The organism is Herbaspirillum sp. alder98 (assembly GCF_020179755.1).
GTDB lineage: Bacteria > Pseudomonadota > Gammaproteobacteria > Burkholderiales > Burkholderiaceae_D > Herbaspirillum.
Genome location: NZ_JAIUCY010000002.1, coordinates 283366 through 299876 on the forward strand (window position 1 = coordinate 283366; position 16511 = coordinate 299876).

The following is a 16511-nucleotide window of genomic DNA, read 5'->3' on the forward strand; positions in this document are numbered from 1 at the left end:
GCATGCAAGCACCGCAACTTCCCCGATTGCGCAGGATGACGCTGTCAGCCGCCGGCATCGGCGTGACCCGGGCCACCCTGGCGCGACCGCTGGCTTCGCCGCCCGTCATCGAGCTGCCGTGCGCCGATGCGTTTTCGGTGATCGTGCAGTTGAAGGACTTCCGGCACCACAAACTGTGGCGCGGCGGCCAGTTACTGCATGCGGGAGGGCACAAGCGCGGCGAGATCGCCATCACCGACATGAACGATGGCTGGCGCTGCCAGCATCTGAGCAGTTACGACAACGTGCGCTTTCATCTGACCAGGTCGAGCCTGGATGAACTCAGCCGCGAAGGCGGGTTGCGCGTCACCGGGCTGGATCCGGTACAGGCAGCGCAGGACCCGGTGGTGTTTCACCTGGCCCAGGCGGTGCTGGCCGCCGACGAGGCCGATTCGCTGTTCTTCGACACTCTTACGCTGGCATTGCACACCCATCTGGGCAGTCGCTACGGCCAGCAGGCCAGGCCGCGCCGCATCGGCGGGCTGGCGGCCTGGCAAGAAGCGCGTGCGCGCGAATACCTGATGGCCCACCTCGCGCGACGCCCGACCCTGATCGAGATTGCCCTTCAATGCGGCCTCTCGCGCGCCCATTTCACACGCGCGTTCAAGATCAGTTTTGGATTGCCGGCCTACGCGTGGCTGCAACAACAGCGTATCGACCGAGCACGTCAACTGCTGGCCAGGGGCGACAAGAGCATGACGCAGGTCGCGCTGGACTGCGGCTTTTCGGACCAGAGTCATTTCATCCGGGTGTTCAAGCGTGTTACCGGCCTGACCCCGATGGCCTGGGCCCGCTCGGCGAGCGGGAGTCAGCCTGCTTCCGGCGAGCCCATCGGTGAAAGATGAGCATTCCCGCCAGCATTGCCACGACAAACACGGCGCCCTTGACTTGCCCCGCGCCCAGCAGCACCAGCGCCGGCCCTGGACAGATGCCGGCGATGCCCCAGCCGACGCCAAACAGCAGGCTGCCGATCACCAACCGCCGATCGATTCCTTTGGCCGTGGGTAATTGCATAGCCGCGCCCAGCAGCGACTGACGCCGCCTGCGGGCGACCGCGAATGCGGGCAGGCCGACACCGATGGCCCCGGCCATGACCAGGGCCAGGGATGGGTCCCACGCGCCGGCGAGGTCCAGAAAGCCCAGCACCTTGGCCGGATTGGCCATGCCGGAAACAATCAATCCAAGACCGAACAGCAGGCCGGCCAGCAGGGCGGTCAATTTGCCTGTCATCGGTTTAGCCCCCTATCAAATGCCGCAGCACATAAGCGGTAACGAAGCCGGCTGTCATGAACGTCAGCGTCGCGGCCAGTGAGCGCAGCGACAGGCGCGACAGGCCGCACACCCCATGACCGCTGGTACAGCCTGACCCCAGCCGGGCGCCGATGCCCACCAGCAGGCCGGCGGCGATCAGCAGCGGGTATCCGGCGTCGATGCGGATCTCCGGCAAGACCGTGAAAGCAGCAGTCAGCAACGGCGCCAGCAGCAGGCCGAGCACGAAGAGCACGCGCCAGCCGGTATCGCCTCTGCCAGGCGCGAGCAGGCCGCCGACGATGCCGCTGATGCCGGCCACGCGACCGTTGAACAGGATGAGGATGGCCACGGCAAGGCCGATCAGCATGCCGCCGGCCAGCGAAGACCACGGCGTAAAGTTATTCCAGTCGATGTGCATGGTGTTAATGGCGTGGATGGTTCAGGGCAGTGGGGAGCAGGGCGCTACCATATCATTTTCCCTGCGAGCGCAGCCAGGCCAGCAAGGCTGCCGGTATCGCATGGCCACTGGACGGCTCGCGGGACAGCAGGCAATAGGATGATCCATCCTCCACAAAACCCATCGGTGCGACCAGTATCCCCGCCGCGATGTCATCCCTGACCAGATGCCAGGGCCCCATCGCCACGCCGATGCCGGCCGCGGCTGTCTGCAAGCTGAAATAGAAGTGATCGAATTCATGGTGCTTGCCACGTGACGCGCGCGCACCGACCAGCGTGCGCCAGTTTTTCCAGGCCTCTGGCCGGGTCCTGGTGTGCAGGCAGGGGGCGCCTGGCCGCAGGGCGAACTGGCCATCGTTGGCATCGAAGAACGCGTCGAGCTTGTCGGCCCGGCAGACCGGGCCGATTCTTTCCGAAAAAAGCGTCTCTGAAAAAACCTCGCTGCCCCATTCGAAGTCATCGCGGCGGATCGCCAGGTCGATCCCGTTATCGAACGACACCGGCCCGCCGCCGGCAACGAACTGCACATTGAGCTCGGGGTGTGCCGCCTGGAAGGCCGGCCAGCGCGGGATGAGCCAGCGCATCAGCAACGTCGGTTCACATGACAGGCTCCAGCGCGAGGTGCGATCGGCCTCGCGGCGCAACGCCAGGGCGGCGCTGCGGATCAGGCCAAAGCCCTCGGTCGCCGCACCGGCCAGCCGACGTCCGGCCTGGGTCAGGAAGACCCGGCGCTGGCGCCGCTCGAACAGCGCCACGCCCAGATCGTCTTCGAGCGTGCGCACCGCGCGACTGACTGCGCCATGCGTCATGTGCAATTCATCGGCGGCCCGGGTGAAGTTTTCCAGGCGCGCCGCGACCTCGAAGCAGCGCAACGCCATCAAGGACGGCATTCTCATGCTTTTCAGTGAGTCTGGCTCACTATCACCGTGACTATTCATCGTTATTAATCTTCGCTCTCAGGCAATAGAATTTGACCTCATTCTAACGGGAGCCGGACATGACCGAACTGTTTGCTGTAGTCACCATCACTTTATTGGCCGTCATCAGTCCCGGGCCGGATTTTGCGATGGTCACGCGCAACAGCGTGGCCCGATCGCGCACGACCGGCATCGTCACGGCACTGGGGATCGGCAGCGGGGTGCTGGTCCACGTCGGCTACACCATGCTTGGCTTGGGACTGTTGCTACATCGCTCGCCAGGCTGGCTCAATGCGCTCAAGATCGCCGGTGCGCTCTATCTGCTCTACCTCGGCCTCAGGATGCTGCGCAGCGCGGCGGCACCGGCGCCCACCGGCCAGCGCGCTGCCGCCTGGTCCGGCTGGCAGGCGTTTCGGACCGGGTTCCTGACCAATGCGCTGAACCCGAAGACGTCCATCTTCATCGTCAGCCTGTTCATGCAAGTGGTCGCGCCACATACGCCCCTGGCGATCCAGGTGGGTTATGGGCTGTTCATTGCGTTAGCCCACGTGATCTGGTTCAGCCTGGTCGCTACGCTGTTCGGCAGCCCCCTGGTCAAGGCCCGGTTGAACGCCTGGGCGATCTGGATAGACCGCGCTTTCGGCTTGCTGCTGGTGGCGTTCGGGATAGCGCTGGCGGCCTCCAATGTGGTGGCGCCCTGAATTTTTCGTACTGCACTGCAGCTTGTTTTTGAATATTGTACGGTGCTATGCTCTGGTCCGCGCAAACGTTTGCGTGATATTAACGGTGTGCAACATCGTTGAAAAGCCAACAACATAGAACATGGAGACAGAAATGAAAAAGCTGACCCGCCGCCAATTTGCCGTCGCCGCCGTCCTGGCCTTCTCGGTCGTGTCGCTGCCTGCGCTGGCGCAAACGCCGGCCAAGCCCAAGGTCGCGCTGGTCATGAAATCGCTGGCCAATGAATTCTTCCTGAACATGGAAACCGGCGCGCGCGAACATCAAAAGGCGCACGCCAGCCAGTACGACCTGATCGCCAACGGCATCAAGGACGAACAGGACACCGCCAACCAGATCAAGATCGTCGAACAGATGATCGTCTCCAAGGTCAGCGCGCTGGTGATCGCCCCGGCCGATTCCAAGGCCCTGGTGCCAGTGGTCAAGAAGGCCATCGACGCCGGCATCATCGTGGTCAACATCGACAACAAGCTGGATGACGCCGCGCTCAAGGAAAAGGGCATCGCCGTGCCCTTCGTCGGCCCCGATAATCGCAAGGGCGCCAAGCTGGCCGGCGACTACCTGGGCAAGCAATTGAAGAAGGGCGACAAGGTCGCCATCATCGAAGGCGTGTCGACCACCGTCAATGCGCAGCAGCGCACGCTGGGCTTCCAGGATGCGATGAAGGAAGCCGGCGCCAACGTGGTCAGCGTGCAGTCGGGCCAATGGGAAATCGACCAGGGCAACAAGGTGGCCGCGGCCATCCTGAACGCCCATCCTGATGTCAAGGCGCTGCTGGCCGGCAACGACAACATGGCGCTGGGCGCGGTGGCGGCGATTCGCGCCTCGGGCAAGGCGGGCAAGGTGCTGCTGGTCGGCTATGACAACATCAATGCCATCAAGCCGATGCTCAAGGATGGCCGCGTCTTGGCCACGGTCGACCAGTTTGCGTCGCAGCAGGCGGTGTTCGGCATCGAGACCGCACTCAAGGCCGTGACCGAGAAGAAGCCGCAGAGCGCCCTGGGCGGCACGGTCGAAACCAAGGTGTCGCTGATCACCAAGTAATTGACGCAGGCGGCCCGGTGATCTGTCCGGGCCCGCTCCGCCTTCGGCCGTTCTCAGTCCCTGATTCCATGTCTGCTCAACTCGAAACCCCACCATTGCTGACCCTGTCGGGCATAGGCAAGCGCTATGCCGGACCGGTGCTCGACAGCATCGACCTGCAATTGCGCGCCGGCCAGGTGCTGGCGCTGACCGGCGAAAACGGCGCCGGCAAGAGCACGTTGTCGAAGATCGTCTGCGGCCTGGTCGAGGCCAGCGCCGGCCAGATGCTGCTCGACGGCCAGCCTTACCAGCCCGGTACGCGCCAGCAGGCCGAAGCGCTCGGCATCCGCATGGTGATGCAGGAACTCAACCTGATTCCGACGTTGAGCATCGCCGAAAACCTGTTCCTCGAAAAACTCCCGCAGCGCTTCGGCTGGATCGATCGCAACAAGCTGTTTGCCGCCGCCCAGGCGCAGATGGCGGTGGTCGGCCTGGACGAACTCGACCCCTGGACGCCGGTCGGCGAACTGGGGCTGGGCCACCAGCAGATGGTGGAGATCGCGCGCAACCTGATCGGCAGCTGCCGCTGCCTGGTGCTGGACGAGCCGACCGCCATGCTGACCAGCCGCGAGGTGGAGTTGCTGTTCTCGCGCATCGAAAAGCTGCGCGCCGAGGGCGTATCAATCATCTACATCTCGCACCGGCTGGAAGAACTCAAGCGCATCGCTGACCGCATTGTGGTCCTGCGCGACGGCAAGCTGGTCTGCGACGAAGACATCCGCCGTCACAGCACCGAACAACTGGTGCAACTGATGGCGGGCGAACTGACCCAGGTCGATCTGGACGGCGAGCATCGCCGCATCGGTGCGCCGCTGCTCAGGGTGCGTGAGCTGGGTCGTGCCGGTGTGGTGCAACCGACCAGTTTCGACTTGCACGCCGGCGAGATCCTGGGCGTGGCCGGGCTGATCGGTTCCGGTCGCACCGAATTGCTGCGGCTGGTGTTTGGCGCCGACCGCGCCGACAGCGGTGAAGTCTTCATCGGCGACGCCACGCGCGCTGCCAACCTGCGCAGCCCGTCGCATGCGGTCAAGGCCGGTATCGCCATGGTCACCGAAGATCGCAAGGGGCAGGGCCTGTTGCTGCCGCAGGCCATCAGCATCAATACCTCGCTGGCCAATCTGGGGCAGGTCAGCCGCGCCGGCGTGCTCGATCACGGGGCCGAAGAGGAGGTTGCCCGCAGCTTCGTCGACAAGCTCAAGATTCGCTCCAGTCACGTCGGCCAGGCCGCCGGCGAGCTATCCGGCGGCAACCAGCAAAAGGTGGTGATTGCGCGCTGGTTGTATCGCGATTGCCCGGTGATGCTGTTCGACGAACCGACCCGTGGCATCGACATCGGCGCCAAGGCCGATATCTATAAGTTGTTTGCCGAACTGGCCGCGCAAGGCCGGGGCCTGCTGGTGGTCTCGAGCGACCTGCGCGAACTGATGCAGGTGTGCGACCGCATCGCGGTCATGAGCGCCGGGCGCATCGTCGACACCTTCGCCCGCGCCGACTGGTCGCAGGAACGTATTCTCGCGGCCGCCTTCAGCGGTTATGTCGGCGCCGCCCAACAGACTAATGATGAAACCCATGCTTAATTCGTCTTCCTCCCGCCAGTCCGCGCTGGCCGGCTTCAAGAACTACACCGGGCTGGTCGCCGCGTTGCTGGCCATGTGCGTCATGTTCGCCTTCCTGAGCGAGAATTTTCTCTCGACCGCGACCTTCATCACGCTCTCCAACGACATCCCGCCGCTGGTGGTGATGGCGGTCGGCATGACCTTCATCCTGATCATCGGCGGCATCGACCTGTCGGTCGGCTCGGTGATGGCGCTGGCGGCCTCGATGCTATCGATGGCCATGGTGCGCTGGGGCTGGCCGCTGTATGCCGCCGCCCTGCTGGGCATGGTGGTGGCGGCCGCCTGCGGCACCCTGACCGGAATGATCTCGGTGCACTGGCGCATCCCGTCCTTCATCGTCTCGCTGGGGGTGCTTGAGATCGCCCGCGGGCTGGCCTACCAGGTCACCAATTCGCGCACCGAATACATCGGCAGCGCCGTCGACGTGGTCAGCTCTCCCATCCTGTTGGGCATGTCGCCGGCATTCCTGGCGGCCATCGCCATCGTGGTGGTGGCGCATCTGGTGCTCACCCGCACCGTGCTGGGGCGTTACTGGATCGGCATCGGCACTAACCAGGAGGCGGTGCGGCTGTCGGGCGTGAACCCCAATCCCCCCAAGGTGCTGGCCTTTGCATTGATGGGCGCGTTTGCCGGCATCGCGGCGCTGTTTCAGGTGTCGCGCCTGGAGGCGGCGGACCCCAACGGCGGCGTCGGCATGGAATTGCAGGTGATTGCGGCCGTGGTGATCGGCGGCACCAGCCTGATGGGCGGGCGCGGCTCGATCATCAGCACCTTCATTGGTGTGTTGATCATCTCGGTGCTGGAGGCCGGGCTGGCGCAGATCGGCGTGAGCGAACCGATGAAGCGGATCATCACCGGCGCCGTGATCGTGGCGGCCGTGATCCTGGACACCTATCGTCGTCGCGGCGAGCGGCGCGCCGGCTGAGTCAGACTGCATGGCCACCATCAAGGATGTCGCCAAGCTGGCCGGGGTGTCTTTCACCACCGTGTCGCATGTGCTCAACGACACCCGTCCGGTCAGCCCCGAGGCCCGGCAGCGGGTGCTGGACGCGGTCGGCGAGCTGGCCTACGTGCCCAGTGCGCTGGCGCGTTCGCTCAAGAGCAAGGCCACCGGCAGTATCGGGCTGATCATCCCCAACAACACCAATCCGTATTTCTCGGAGCTGGCGCGCGGCATCGAGGATTTCTGCTACGGCGCCGGCTACAGCGTCATCCTGTGCAACTCCGACGACGACCCTGACAAGCAGAACGATTACCTGCAAGTGCTGCTGACCAAGCGCTGCGACGGCCTGATCATCGCCACCCTGACCCAGACCGACCATGCGTTGCTGGGGCGCTTGAAGGTACCGACGGTGCTGCTGGACCGCGCGCCGACCCAGCTCGGGATCGACCTCGTCAGCACCGACAATGCGCTCGGCGGCGAACTGGCGGCGCGTCATCTGCTGTCGCTCGGCCATCGTCGCCTGGCCTGCATCGCCGGGCCTGCGGGGCTGGCCCTGTCCGAGCAGCGGGTCGGCGCTTTTCGCCACGCCCTGCAACAGGACGGCATAGCGTTGCCATCGGCTGCCGTGTTGCATGCCGATTTCACCAGCGGCGGCGGCTATCGGGCAGCGCTGCAACTGCTGCAGGCTGACACCCGGCCCGACGCCATCTTCTGTTGCAACGACCTGATGGCCATCGGCGTGCTGCGCGCGGCCGGCGAACTGGGCATTGCCGTGCCCGGCACGTTATCGGTGGTCGGCTTCGACGATATCGAACTGGCCCAGTTCATGCATCCGCCGTTGACCACGGTGGCGCAGAATACCCGCCAGCTGGGCGAACTGACCGCGCAATGCCTGCTGGAACGCATTGCCGAACCAAAACGGGCGATACGGCACGAGACCGTCGCGCCGCAATTACAGATTCGGGGCTCGACCGCCCCCATTTTGAAGACTTAGGAACACATGATCGTCATCATCGGCAGCATCAACATGGATCTGGTCTTGCGCGTGCCGCGCATGCCCATGCCCGGCGAAACCCTGGCCGGCGGCAAGTTCATGACCATCCCCGGCGGCAAGGGCGCCAACCAGGCCGTGGCCTGCGCCCGCCTTTCGCAACCCGGCACCCGGGTCGCCATGGTGGCCTGCCTGGGCGACGACGCCTTTGGCGCCCAGATGCGCGCCTCCATCGTGGCCAACGGTATCGATGACAGCCACATTGCCGACATCGCCAACGAGGCCACCGGGATTGCTTCGATCCTGGTCGACGACCAGGCCCAGAACAGCATCGTGCTGGCGGCCGGCGCCAATGGCCGGCTGGCCATCGAACACCTGGAGCAGGCGCGCGAACTGATCGGCCGGGCGTCGATCGTGCTGTTGCAGCTTGAAGTGCCGATGCCGGTGGTCATCCACGCCATCGAGCTGGCCCACGCGCTGGGCAAGACGGTCGTGCTCAACCCGGCGCCGGCGCAGCCCTTGCCGCCGAGCGTGCTGGCCAAGATCGATTACCTGATCCTCAACGAGATCGAGGCGGCGATGCTGGCCGACAAGGAGTCGGACGACATTGCCCTGCTGGCGACCGAATTGCGTACGCGCGGCGCGCGCAACGTGGTGGTGACGCTGGGCGAGAAGGGCGTCTACGGCGACTTCGCGCAGGCCGGCACGCGCCACCTGCCGGCGCAGAAGGTCAAGGCGGTCGATACCACCGCCGCCGGCGACACCTTCATCGGCGGTTTCATCGCCGCGCTCGATGCCGGTCGCGACGAATTTGCCGCCATCGCCTACGGCCAGGCGGCAGCGGCCATCAGCGTCACGCGCGAGGGCGCGCAGACCTCCATTCCACAGCGCGACGAAGTAGACGTGTCGAATTGACCGACGGAGCCAGACCATGAAGAAGACCACCTTGCTCAATGCCGCCATCTCCCAGGTCATCGCCTCGATGGGGCATGGCGATACCCTTGTCATCGGCGACGTCGGGCTGCCGGTGCCGCCCGGGGTGCCGGTGATCGACCTGGCGCTGACGCGCGGCGTGCCCGGTTTCATGCAGGTGCTCAACGCGGTGTTGAGCGAGTTGCAGGTCGAGCATCATGTGCTGGCCTTTGAGCTGGAGCAGCGCAGCCCGGCGCTGGCAGCGCAGATCGCGCACCTGGCGCTGCCGGGTGTGCGGCAGGTATCGCATGCCGATTTCAAGGACCTGACCCGTCAGGCGCGCGCCGTGATCCGTACCGGCGAGTGCACGCCCTATGCCAATATCATCCTCGGTTCAGGGGTCGTGTTCTGAGCTTGTGACGGGCGGTAAACTGAAAAGAGCAAGCTGCAAGGCTTGCTCTTTTTCGTTGCGGGTCGCCCCCTCAACTAACTGGCGGGCGACAGGCAGGCGCGCAGTTGATCGAATTGCGCGCTCCACTCGGTGCGCCAGCGCTGGCGCAGGTCGTCCTCGATCCAGGCGGCATCGAGGCCATTGAGCATGCAATCGCGCAGGGCATCCACATCGAGCCCGAACTGCATCATCATCAGCCAGGCCGCCGTGGGCGTGACCAGGTGCAAGGTCGGATCGTCGGTGTTGGGATGCACCCGCAGTCCGGCCGCCACCATCTGGCGGATCGGATGGTCCAGCGCCCAGCGTTGCGGCGCCAGCGTGCGCAGGTAATAGGAATTGGTCGGGACCACGGTAAAGATCATGTCGCGCTCGATGCAGCGCTGCAGCAGTGCCGGGTTGTCGACGATGGTGTAGCCGTGATCGACCCGATCCACCTGCAACTGTTCGATGGCGGTGTCGACGTTGTTCCAGGGCATGCCGAATTCGCCGGCATGCGCGGTCAGCTTGAAGCCCGCTTCCCGCGCGAGGCGATAGGCTTGCTCGAACAGCTCGGGCGGACGGTCGTTCTCGCGATAGTCCATGCCGATACCGATGACTTCCGGCAGGCGGTGGTCACACATCCACTGCACCATCGCCAATGCCTCTTCCGGACTGGCTTCGCGGTCGATGCTGGGAATCAGGCGTCCGATCACGTCGAAGTCACGCCCGGCGTCGCGGATAGCGGCCACGATGGCGTCCTGCGCGCGGTCGTAGGCGATGCCCGACACGCGCACGGTGCCGGTCGGGTTCCAGAAGAACTCGGCATACAACACGCCGTGGGCGCGCACATCTTCCAGGTATTCGTAGGTGATGCGATAGAGGTCCTGCGGATTGCGGATCAACTGTGCATCGAGTGCGCGCAGCACGCGCAGCACGCCCACCGGTTTCTCGCCACGGGTATAGAAAGCCTCGATCTCATCGCGTGCGATGGGGTTGCCCGCCGCCTGGCACAGATCGATGAAGGTCTGCTTGCGCACCGTGCCGAACAGATGGCAATGCAGCTCCATCTTGGGCAGGGCATGGACGAACTGTTCCAGCGTCAGGCCTGCAGCCGGCGCCTCTTGAGGTTGGGTCATAAGTTCTTTAGCGGTGATGGGCGGCGGCTCACGAGAGCGTGCCGAGCAGTTCCTGCATCATGCATTGCATGGCGCGCGGGCCGTCGACCGTCATGGCCACCTGCGCATTGGCAACGGCGCGGCGCGGCACGCGGAATTCGCAGACCGTCATGCCGCGCGTGAGGCGGCCCGCCAGTTCGATATCCACGCGCGCCGGCTGGAAGCTGAACAGTTCCGGGCGCTTGAGCCAGATCGCCACGGCCGGGTCATACATCGGCATCGGCACCGAGCCGTCCGGGCTGCGAATGCGCAGATAGGCCTCGAAATAACCGGCCAGCCATTTGGCGCGCAGCGTACCGAGCGCGCGCACCTGCTGCACCTCGGCGGTGGTCACCAGCAACTGCCGGCACAGGTTGAGGCCGAACATGCGCAGGGCAATGCCGGCGTTGAACACGACGTCGGCCGCTTCCGGGTCGGCGTAGATGTTGAATTCGGCGGCGGCGGTGTGATTGCCCTGGTCGGCCGACCCGCCCATGAGGATGATCTCCTTGATCATCGGCGCGATCGCCGGATCGCGTTGCAGCGCCACGGCAATGTTGGTCAGCGGCGCGATGCACATGAGCGTGATCTCGCCGGGATTGGCGCGGATCGCCTCGATCAGCGCATCGACCGCATGCGGCAGCGGATTGCGCTGCTGGCGCGCCTGCTGCTCGGCCTCGATCTGAGCGATATCGACGCCGGGCAAGGCCTCACCGGTGGTGCTCATGCCGCTGGTGCCCAGGATCTCCTGGGCGGTCTCGATCTTGGCCACCAGCGGCTTGTCGCAACCGGCATAGACCGGCACGTCCAGGTGGTAGTGCTTCTTGATGCGCAAGGCATTTTCGTAGGTAGTGGCCAGCGGCGCATTGCCCGCCACCACCGACACGCCCAGCCAGGTGACGTCGAGATTGGCCGACAGCAGCAGCATGGCCAGCCAGTCGTCGAAGCCGGGATCGGTATCAAGCCAGATCTTGTGCATGAGAGTTTTCCTGTTATTTTTGTTAGAGATTCAAGCCGGCAGCAGCAGCGCGCGTTCGAGCGGCAGGCTGAAGGCCGTGGTGTCGCCTTCGCGGGCCACGGCCGCGGCGGCCGCAGCGGTGCCCTTGACCTGGCCGATAGCGGTGTCGAGCAGGTATTCGACCTTGTCGCCCAGGAAACCGCGCGACAGCACCGTGCCGCTGTAGGGACCCTGGCCCACCTCGACCTGTTCCGGACGCCAGGCGGCGCAGGCGGTACCGGCCGGCAGGGCGGCGCAAGGCAAACCATTGTCATTGCCCCGCAGTTGGCCGTCACGGTAGTCGAACAGATTCTCGAAGCCCATGAAATTGGCCACGAAACGCGTGCGCGGCGCGTTGTAGAGCGTCTCGGGCGTATCGAGCTGCTCGATCTTGCCGCCGTTCATGACCACGATCCGGTCCGACATCGCCAGCGCTTCTTCCTGGTCGTGCGTCACATACAGCATGGTGATGCCCAGCTCGCGCTGGATGCGGCGCAACTCGGCCCGCATCTGCACCCGCAGCTTGGCGTCGAGGTTGGACAGCGGTTCGTCCAGCAACAGCAGCTTGGGTTCGATCACGATGGCGCGCGCCAGCGCCACGCGCTGCTGCTGGCCGCCCGACATCTGTGCCGGCAACCGGTCTTCGAAGCCGGTCAGGCCGACCGCGTCGATCACCTTGGCCACGCGGGTCCGCAGTTCGGGCGTTGGCACCCGGCGCAGGCGCAGGCCGAAGGCGACGTTATCGAATACGTTCAAGTGCGGAAACAGCGCATACGACTGGAACACCAGGCCGATATTGCGCTTGTTGGGCGGCACCCGGCTGATGTCGCGACCGTCCAGCGTGATGCTGCCGGCGCGCAGATCGATCAGGCCGGCGATGGCGCGCATGGTGGTGGTCTTGCCGCAGCCGCTCGGGCCCAGCAGCGAGATCAGTTCGCCCTGGCGTACGTCCAGGTCCAGGCCTTCGACGGCGGTCTTGCTGTTGCCGTAGCCCAGCGCCAGTTGCTGCAAAGTCAAATAGTTCATTGGCCGCTCTTGTTACATGTATTTGGAAATGCCCAGCACCTTCTCGGTCAACAGCACGAATGCCATCGTAAAGAGCACCAGCAGCGTCGACAGCGCCGCAATCGATGGGTCGAAGCTGTTTTCCATATGGCCGAGCATCTCGATGGGCAACGTGCTGATGCCAGGCCCGGTCAGGAACAGCGACACCGGCACCTGGTTGAACGAGGTCACGAAGGCCAGGAAGAAGGCCGCGATGACGGCGCTGCGAATATTGGGCAGCACCACCATGAAGAAGGTCTGCGCGCGCGACGCGCCCAGCGTGATGGCGGCTTCTTCGATGTCGACCCGCAGGTTGACCAGGCTCGAATACACCACCCGCACCGCATAGGGCGTGAGCAGCCCGACGTGGCCGACCAGCAAGCCCACGAACACCGGCGCGTCGACCAGCAGCACGAAGTGGCGCAACAGGCCCAGGCCGACCAGCATGGCGGGGATGATCAACGGCGAAGTCAGCACCTGCTTGATCACCGGCATGCCCGGCGGCGGCATGCGCGACATGGCATACGCCACCGGCACGCCCAGCAGCAAGGCGATGACGGTGGCCAGCAGGCCGATTTCCAGGCTGGTCGAGAACGCGCGCTGGAATTCTTCAGTGGCCAGCACCTCGATGATCCAGCGCATCGAATACGACGGCGGCGGGAAGACCAGCGTTTCGCCACCGCTGAAACCGGCCAGGAAGACGATCAGAAAAGGTCCCAGCAGGAACAGCATGACCAGCCACAGCATGGCACGTGAAAACACACCTTGTTTCATTTAGAGCTCCGGGGCGCGGCAATACGTTTCAGTCCGGCATTGACCGCCAGGGTCATCGCCACCAGGATCACGGCAATCACGTTGGCGCTGCCGAAGTCGCTCTCGACACTGACCTTCTGGTAGAGCAGCGTTTCGAGCATCAGCACCTTGGGGCCGCCCAGCAGCGCCGGCGTGACATAGGCGGTGACGCACCCGGTAAAGACCAGCGTGCCGCCGACGATCAGGCCTTCCTGCGTCAACGGCAGCGTGACCCGGCTGAATACCTGCCAGGCATTGGCGCCCAGCGTGGAGGCGGCCAGCGTGATATCGCGCGAGATGTTTTCCATCGAACTGACCAGCGACATCAGCATCAATGGCAGCAGCAGTTGCAGCAGGCCGACGAACACCGCCATCTCGGAAAACAGCAGGCGCTGCGGCTCATCGGCCAGGCCCAGGTGCAGCAGCACCGCATTGACTGCGCCATTGCGCCCGAACAGCACGATCCAGGCATAGGTGCGCGCGATCGGCGACACCATCAGCGGCAGGATCATCATGCCCAGCACCAGTCCGCGCCAGCGCGGCGAGACCTGCACGATGGCTTGCGCCGCCGGATAGGACAGCAGCGCCGCAAACAGCGTCACCAGTATCGCAATGCGCAGGGTGCGCATGAAGACCTGGCGGTTCAGCGGATCGGCAAAGAAGTGATAGAAGCGTTCCAGGCTCCAGTGCAGCGCGGCGCCGTCCAGGCTATCCGGGCCACCGACGCGAAACGCTTCCAGCAACAAGGCCGCCACCGGCAGCAGGAAGCAGACGATGGTAAAGATCAGGGCTGGCGCCACCAGCATGACGCCCAGCCTTTGTTTATGGTTTGCAATCATCTTGATCTAGGCTCTTGCCGGTCAGCCTACTTGCTGATGCCTTTGTTCCATTGTTGCAGCCAGTCCGAGCGGTGCTTGAGCAGGGTCTCGGGCTTGACGAACTTGAGCGAGGCAATGTGTTCGCCGCCGTAGGTGTTGAATTCAGCCTTGTCCTTGGGCAGCACTACCAGGGTGTTGACGGGCGAATCGACCAGTTCCATGGCCAGTGCGGTCTGCACGTCCTTGGACAGCCAGAAATCCATCAACTGGTAGGCCAGGTCGGCATTCTTCGACTTGGCCACGATACCCATCACGTTCATGCCGGCAGCCTGGCCTTCGGCCGGGATGCTCCACTTCAACGGCATGCCGGTCTTCATCAGCTGCGCCCAGGTAAAGCGCGCCACCGGCGCCGCCCAGATCTCGTCCTGGGCAAACAGCGACGACAATTGCGCGCTGTTCTTGGAGAAGGTCACCACATTGTTCTTGATCGCCAGGATCTTCTGCATGCCGGTGGCGAAGTCTTCACCCTTGCCGCCCCAGGCGATATCGGCCATCTGCAACGCCAGCGGACCCTGCGTGGTGCTCACGTCGGGCAGCGCGATGCGGCCCTTCATGTCGGCGCTCCACAGGTCTTTCCAGGAGGTCAGCGACTTGATCTTGTCGGTGCGATAGACCATGCCCACCGAATAGATGGTGTAGCCGACCGCGTAGTTGCCGCCGATAGGGTTGCGCGCAAATGGATATATCTGGCCGTAGTTCTGCAACTTGGCGTAGTCCAGCGGCTGCACCAGGCCCTTGCGGGCGGCTTCCAGCATGCCGAAGTCCGACAGCAGCACCAGGTCGACCACCGGATTGGCGCGACGCGCCTCGAGCTTGGCGATGCGGTCGGCGTTGTTGCCGGTCTCGACCACGATCTCGCAGCCGCACTTTTCCTTGAACGGCGCGTAGACCAGCTTGTTGAACAGCGGCTGGGCAATCGGATAGGCCGACAGCACCAGGGTGCGCTTTTCGGCATGGGCGGGCGCGGCCGACAACGACATCAGGCCAACGCCAAACACGGCGGCCAGGGTGGACAGGGTTGCTTTCTTGAACATGGTGATCCTTGATACGGTCTGAGACGATGGTACAAAACCGTCTATTTTAGGCCTGCTTATCAAAGCAGGCCCGGTCCGGCAATGTCTTAGAACACGTGACGCATGCCCAGCATCAGCACCGCCTGCTTCTTGTCGCTCGACGACGGGAAGCCGAAGATGGTCGCGTTCTGGGCGTCGCCGGCGGCCAGCTGGTAGCTGTAGGTGATGGCCACGTCGGTACGCTTGGACAGGAAGTAATCCGCCTGCAGGTTGATCTGGTGCCACTTCGGCTTGTTGTTGATGGTGTCGTATTTACCGGTGGTATAGAAATACGACGCGCCCAGGTTCAGGGCAGGCGTGAAGTGGTTCACCAGATTGATGTCGAAGTTCTGCAGCGTCAGCTTGGTGTTGTCCAGATACTCATACCGGGTGTTGCTGTACATCGCGCCGAAGTCGGTATTGCCCACGGTGTAGAAGCCACCGGTGCCTGCAATGCGCTGGCGGCGCACGCCGGCCGAGCTGACCTTGCTCTTGTTGAAGATCAGCAGCGAGCTGGCGTAGTCGTTGCCCATGGCGCCGTCGGGGCTGCGGGTGCTGTTGGGCGTATCCATCTGGGTGAAGGCGACGGCCCAGCGGAAGTTGCCGCCCTTGTAGCCCGAACCGATACTCATGACGCGGTTGATGCTGGCGTCGCCGGCGGCTTCGCCAAAACCATACAGCGCGGTCACGTTGAAGTTGTTGAAGGTCGGGCTGATGTACTTGACCGAGTTCTGCGCGCGCAGGTTGTTGTAGCCGTTATCGTTGTCGCCGATGTGCACGCCGTTGCTGGCGATGACGACCGGGCCCAGGTAATCCTTGACGGCTTCGTACTGGCGACCCAGGGTCAGGGTACCCATCGAATTGTTCGACAGGCCGACATAGGACAGGCGACCGAACAGGCGGCCGCTCTGCGATGCCGCGCCGGTCATCATGTTGAAACCGTTTTCCAGGTTCATGATGGCGCGGGTGCCGCCGCCCAGGTCTTCCTGGCCGCGGAAACCGATGCGCGGGTTCTGGTTGGTGCCGGACAGCGCCTCGAAGTTATGCGGACCACCCTGGTTGGTCAGGTAACCGATACCGCCCGAAATCAGGCCATAGATCTCGAACTTGCTTTGCGCATGTGCCTGCGCGCCTGCCAGCATTGCCGGGATCGCCACGGCGCCAATCATCCACTGTTTCATTCCATCCCCCACGATTGCGGCCTTGCGGCCGGCTCAG

18 protein-coding genes are annotated in these 16511 nt (G+C 64.1%); 8 read left to right on the forward strand and 10 right to left on the reverse strand.

Annotated elements, in window-relative coordinates:
* Nucleotides 1–2: 2 nt before the first annotated feature.
* Nucleotides 3–884: an AraC family transcriptional regulator gene (locus tag LBW87_RS06115; RefSeq protein ID WP_225200558.1), complete on the forward strand. Its 882-nt coding sequence runs from the start codon at nt 3–5 to the stop codon at nt 882–884.
* On the opposite strand, the gene LBW87_RS06120 is transcribed toward LBW87_RS06115, so the two are convergent.
* The 3 genes from LBW87_RS06120 to LBW87_RS06130 are packed head-to-tail and all read right to left on the reverse strand — an operon-like array spanning nt 802 to nt 2642.
* A complete protein-coding gene (locus LBW87_RS06120) occupies nt 802–1269 on the reverse strand; it encodes a YeeE/YedE family protein (RefSeq protein WP_225200559.1) in 468 nt (155 codons plus the stop codon). The two genes, LBW87_RS06115 and LBW87_RS06120, sit on opposite strands and share 83 nt — an antisense overlap.
* Before the next feature lie 4 nt (nt 1270–1273).
* Nucleotides 1274–1708 (reverse strand): YeeE/YedE family protein, encoded by a 435-nt coding sequence (locus LBW87_RS06125; protein ID WP_225200560.1) that lies wholly within the window; start codon nt 1706–1708, stop codon nt 1274–1276.
* A 52-nt stretch (nt 1709–1760) separates the two neighbouring features.
* Nucleotides 1761–2642, reverse strand: a complete 882-nt coding sequence (locus LBW87_RS06130) for a LysR family transcriptional regulator (RefSeq protein WP_225200561.1) — start codon at nt 2640–2642, stop codon at nt 1761–1763.
* A 101-nt stretch (nt 2643–2743) separates the two neighbouring features.
* Here LBW87_RS06130 and LBW87_RS06135 point away from each other — a divergent pair, with 101 nt between their 5' ends.
* The 7 genes from LBW87_RS06135 (at nt 2744) to rbsD (ending at nt 9358) form a co-directional block, all read left to right on the forward strand.
* Complete coding sequence (locus LBW87_RS06135) at nt 2744–3364, forward strand: LysE family translocator (RefSeq protein ID WP_225200562.1); 621 nt, start codon at nt 2744–2746, stop codon at nt 3362–3364.
* Nucleotides 3365–3497: 133 nt separating this feature from the next.
* Nucleotides 3498–4445: a sugar ABC transporter substrate-binding protein gene (locus LBW87_RS06140; protein ID WP_225200563.1), complete on the forward strand. Its 948-nt coding sequence runs from the start codon at nt 3498–3500 to the stop codon at nt 4443–4445.
* A gap of 68 nt (nt 4446–4513) precedes the next feature.
* On the forward strand, nt 4514–6061 hold the full coding sequence (locus tag LBW87_RS06145) for a sugar ABC transporter ATP-binding protein (protein WP_225200564.1): 1548 nt from the start codon (nt 4514–4516) through the stop codon (nt 6059–6061).
* Entirely contained in the window at nt 6054–7025 is a 972-nt protein-coding gene (locus LBW87_RS06150; protein WP_225200565.1) for an ABC transporter permease, read from the forward strand. Before LBW87_RS06145 ends, LBW87_RS06150 begins: the two co-directional genes overlap by 8 nt.
* A gap of 10 nt (nt 7026–7035) precedes the next feature.
* Nucleotides 7036–8037 carry a LacI family DNA-binding transcriptional regulator gene (locus tag LBW87_RS06155; protein WP_225200566.1) on the forward strand — a complete coding sequence of 334 codons (1002 nt, stop codon included), beginning with the start codon at nt 7036–7038 and terminating at the stop codon, nt 8035–8037.
* Between the two features lie 6 nt (nt 8038–8043).
* On the forward strand, nt 8044–8949 hold the full coding sequence (gene rbsK, locus LBW87_RS06160) for a ribokinase (RefSeq protein ID WP_225200567.1): 906 nt from the start codon (nt 8044–8046) through the stop codon (nt 8947–8949).
* A 16-nt stretch (nt 8950–8965) separates the two neighbouring features.
* Nucleotides 8966–9358, forward strand: coding sequence for a D-ribose pyranase (gene rbsD / locus LBW87_RS06165; protein ID WP_225200568.1), 393 nt, complete (start codon nt 8966–8968; stop codon nt 9356–9358).
* A gap of 74 nt (nt 9359–9432) precedes the next feature.
* Here rbsD and LBW87_RS06170 read toward each other — a convergent pair whose 3' ends face one another.
* From LBW87_RS06170 to LBW87_RS06200, 7 genes are all read right to left on the reverse strand, one after another.
* Nucleotides 9433–10512, reverse strand: a complete 1080-nt coding sequence (locus LBW87_RS06170) for an adenosine deaminase family protein (protein WP_225200569.1) — start codon at nt 10510–10512, stop codon at nt 9433–9435.
* Nucleotides 10513–10540: 28 nt separating this feature from the next.
* Nucleotides 10541–11509: a nucleoside hydrolase gene (locus tag LBW87_RS06175; RefSeq protein WP_225200570.1), complete on the reverse strand. Its 969-nt coding sequence runs from the start codon at nt 11507–11509 to the stop codon at nt 10541–10543.
* Between the two features lie 30 nt (nt 11510–11539).
* The gene (locus LBW87_RS06180) at nt 11540–12553 is read right to left on the reverse strand and encodes an ABC transporter ATP-binding protein (protein ID WP_225200571.1); all 1014 of its coding nucleotides are present in this window, start codon (nt 12551–12553) and stop codon (nt 11540–11542) included.
* Nucleotides 12554–12565: 12 nt separating this feature from the next.
* Nucleotides 12566–13345 carry an ABC transporter permease gene (locus LBW87_RS06185; protein WP_225200572.1) on the reverse strand — a complete coding sequence of 260 codons (780 nt, stop codon included), beginning with the start codon at nt 13343–13345 and terminating at the stop codon, nt 12566–12568.
* Nucleotides 13342–14202, reverse strand: coding sequence for an ABC transporter permease (locus LBW87_RS06190; RefSeq protein ID WP_225200573.1), 861 nt, complete (start codon nt 14200–14202; stop codon nt 13342–13344). The genes LBW87_RS06185 and LBW87_RS06190 overlap by 4 nt, the downstream gene beginning before the upstream one ends.
* Nucleotides 14203–14228: 26 nt before the next feature.
* On the reverse strand, nt 14229–15275 hold the full coding sequence (locus LBW87_RS06195) for an ABC transporter substrate-binding protein (protein WP_225200574.1): 1047 nt from the start codon (nt 15273–15275) through the stop codon (nt 14229–14231).
* An 86-nt stretch (nt 15276–15361) separates the two neighbouring features.
* Nucleotides 15362–16462 (reverse strand): porin, encoded by a 1101-nt coding sequence (locus LBW87_RS06200; protein WP_320442718.1) that lies wholly within the window; start codon nt 16460–16462, stop codon nt 15362–15364.
* Nucleotides 16463–16511: the final 49 nt, after the last annotated feature.

Excerpts from the sequence above, each read along its gene's own strand:
- LBW87_RS06115 (WP_225200558.1), top strand. The coding sequence starts at position 3 with ATGCAAGCACCGCAACTTCCCCGATTGCGCAGGATGACGCTGTCAGCC.
- LBW87_RS06120 (WP_225200559.1), bottom strand. The coding sequence starts at position 1,269 with ATGACAGGCAAATTGACCGCCCTGCTGGCCGGCCTGCTGTTCGGTCTT.
- LBW87_RS06125 (WP_225200560.1), bottom strand. The coding sequence starts at position 1,708 with ATGCACATCGACTGGAATAACTTTACGCCGTGGTCTTCGCTGGCCGGC.
- LBW87_RS06130 (WP_225200561.1), bottom strand. The coding sequence starts at position 2,642 with ATGAGAATGCCGTCCTTGATGGCGTTGCGCTGCTTCGAGGTCGCGGCG.
- LBW87_RS06135 (WP_225200562.1), top strand. The coding sequence starts at position 2,744 with ATGACCGAACTGTTTGCTGTAGTCACCATCACTTTATTGGCCGTCATC.
- LBW87_RS06140 (WP_225200563.1), top strand. The coding sequence starts at position 3,498 with ATGAAAAAGCTGACCCGCCGCCAATTTGCCGTCGCCGCCGTCCTGGCC.
- LBW87_RS06145 (WP_225200564.1), top strand. The coding sequence starts at position 4,514 with ATGTCTGCTCAACTCGAAACCCCACCATTGCTGACCCTGTCGGGCATA.
- LBW87_RS06150 (WP_225200565.1), top strand. The coding sequence starts at position 6,054 with ATGCTTAATTCGTCTTCCTCCCGCCAGTCCGCGCTGGCCGGCTTCAAG.
- LBW87_RS06155 (WP_225200566.1), top strand. The coding sequence starts at position 7,036 with ATGGCCACCATCAAGGATGTCGCCAAGCTGGCCGGGGTGTCTTTCACC.
- rbsK (WP_225200567.1), top strand. The coding sequence starts at position 8,044 with ATGATCGTCATCATCGGCAGCATCAACATGGATCTGGTCTTGCGCGTG.
- rbsD (WP_225200568.1), top strand. The coding sequence starts at position 8,966 with ATGAAGAAGACCACCTTGCTCAATGCCGCCATCTCCCAGGTCATCGCC.
- LBW87_RS06170 (WP_225200569.1), bottom strand. The coding sequence starts at position 10,512 with ATGACCCAACCTCAAGAGGCGCCGGCTGCAGGCCTGACGCTGGAACAG.
- LBW87_RS06175 (WP_225200570.1), bottom strand. The coding sequence starts at position 11,509 with ATGCACAAGATCTGGCTTGATACCGATCCCGGCTTCGACGACTGGCTG.
- LBW87_RS06180 (WP_225200571.1), bottom strand. The coding sequence starts at position 12,553 with ATGAACTATTTGACTTTGCAGCAACTGGCGCTGGGCTACGGCAACAGC.
- LBW87_RS06185 (WP_225200572.1), bottom strand. The coding sequence starts at position 13,345 with ATGAAACAAGGTGTGTTTTCACGTGCCATGCTGTGGCTGGTCATGCTG.
- LBW87_RS06190 (WP_225200573.1), bottom strand. The coding sequence starts at position 14,202 with ATGATTGCAAACCATAAACAAAGGCTGGGCGTCATGCTGGTGGCGCCA.
- LBW87_RS06195 (WP_225200574.1), bottom strand. The coding sequence starts at position 15,275 with ATGTTCAAGAAAGCAACCCTGTCCACCCTGGCCGCCGTGTTTGGCGTT.
- LBW87_RS06200 (WP_320442718.1), bottom strand. The coding sequence starts at position 16,462 with ATGATTGGCGCCGTGGCGATCCCGGCAATGCTGGCAGGCGCGCAGGCA.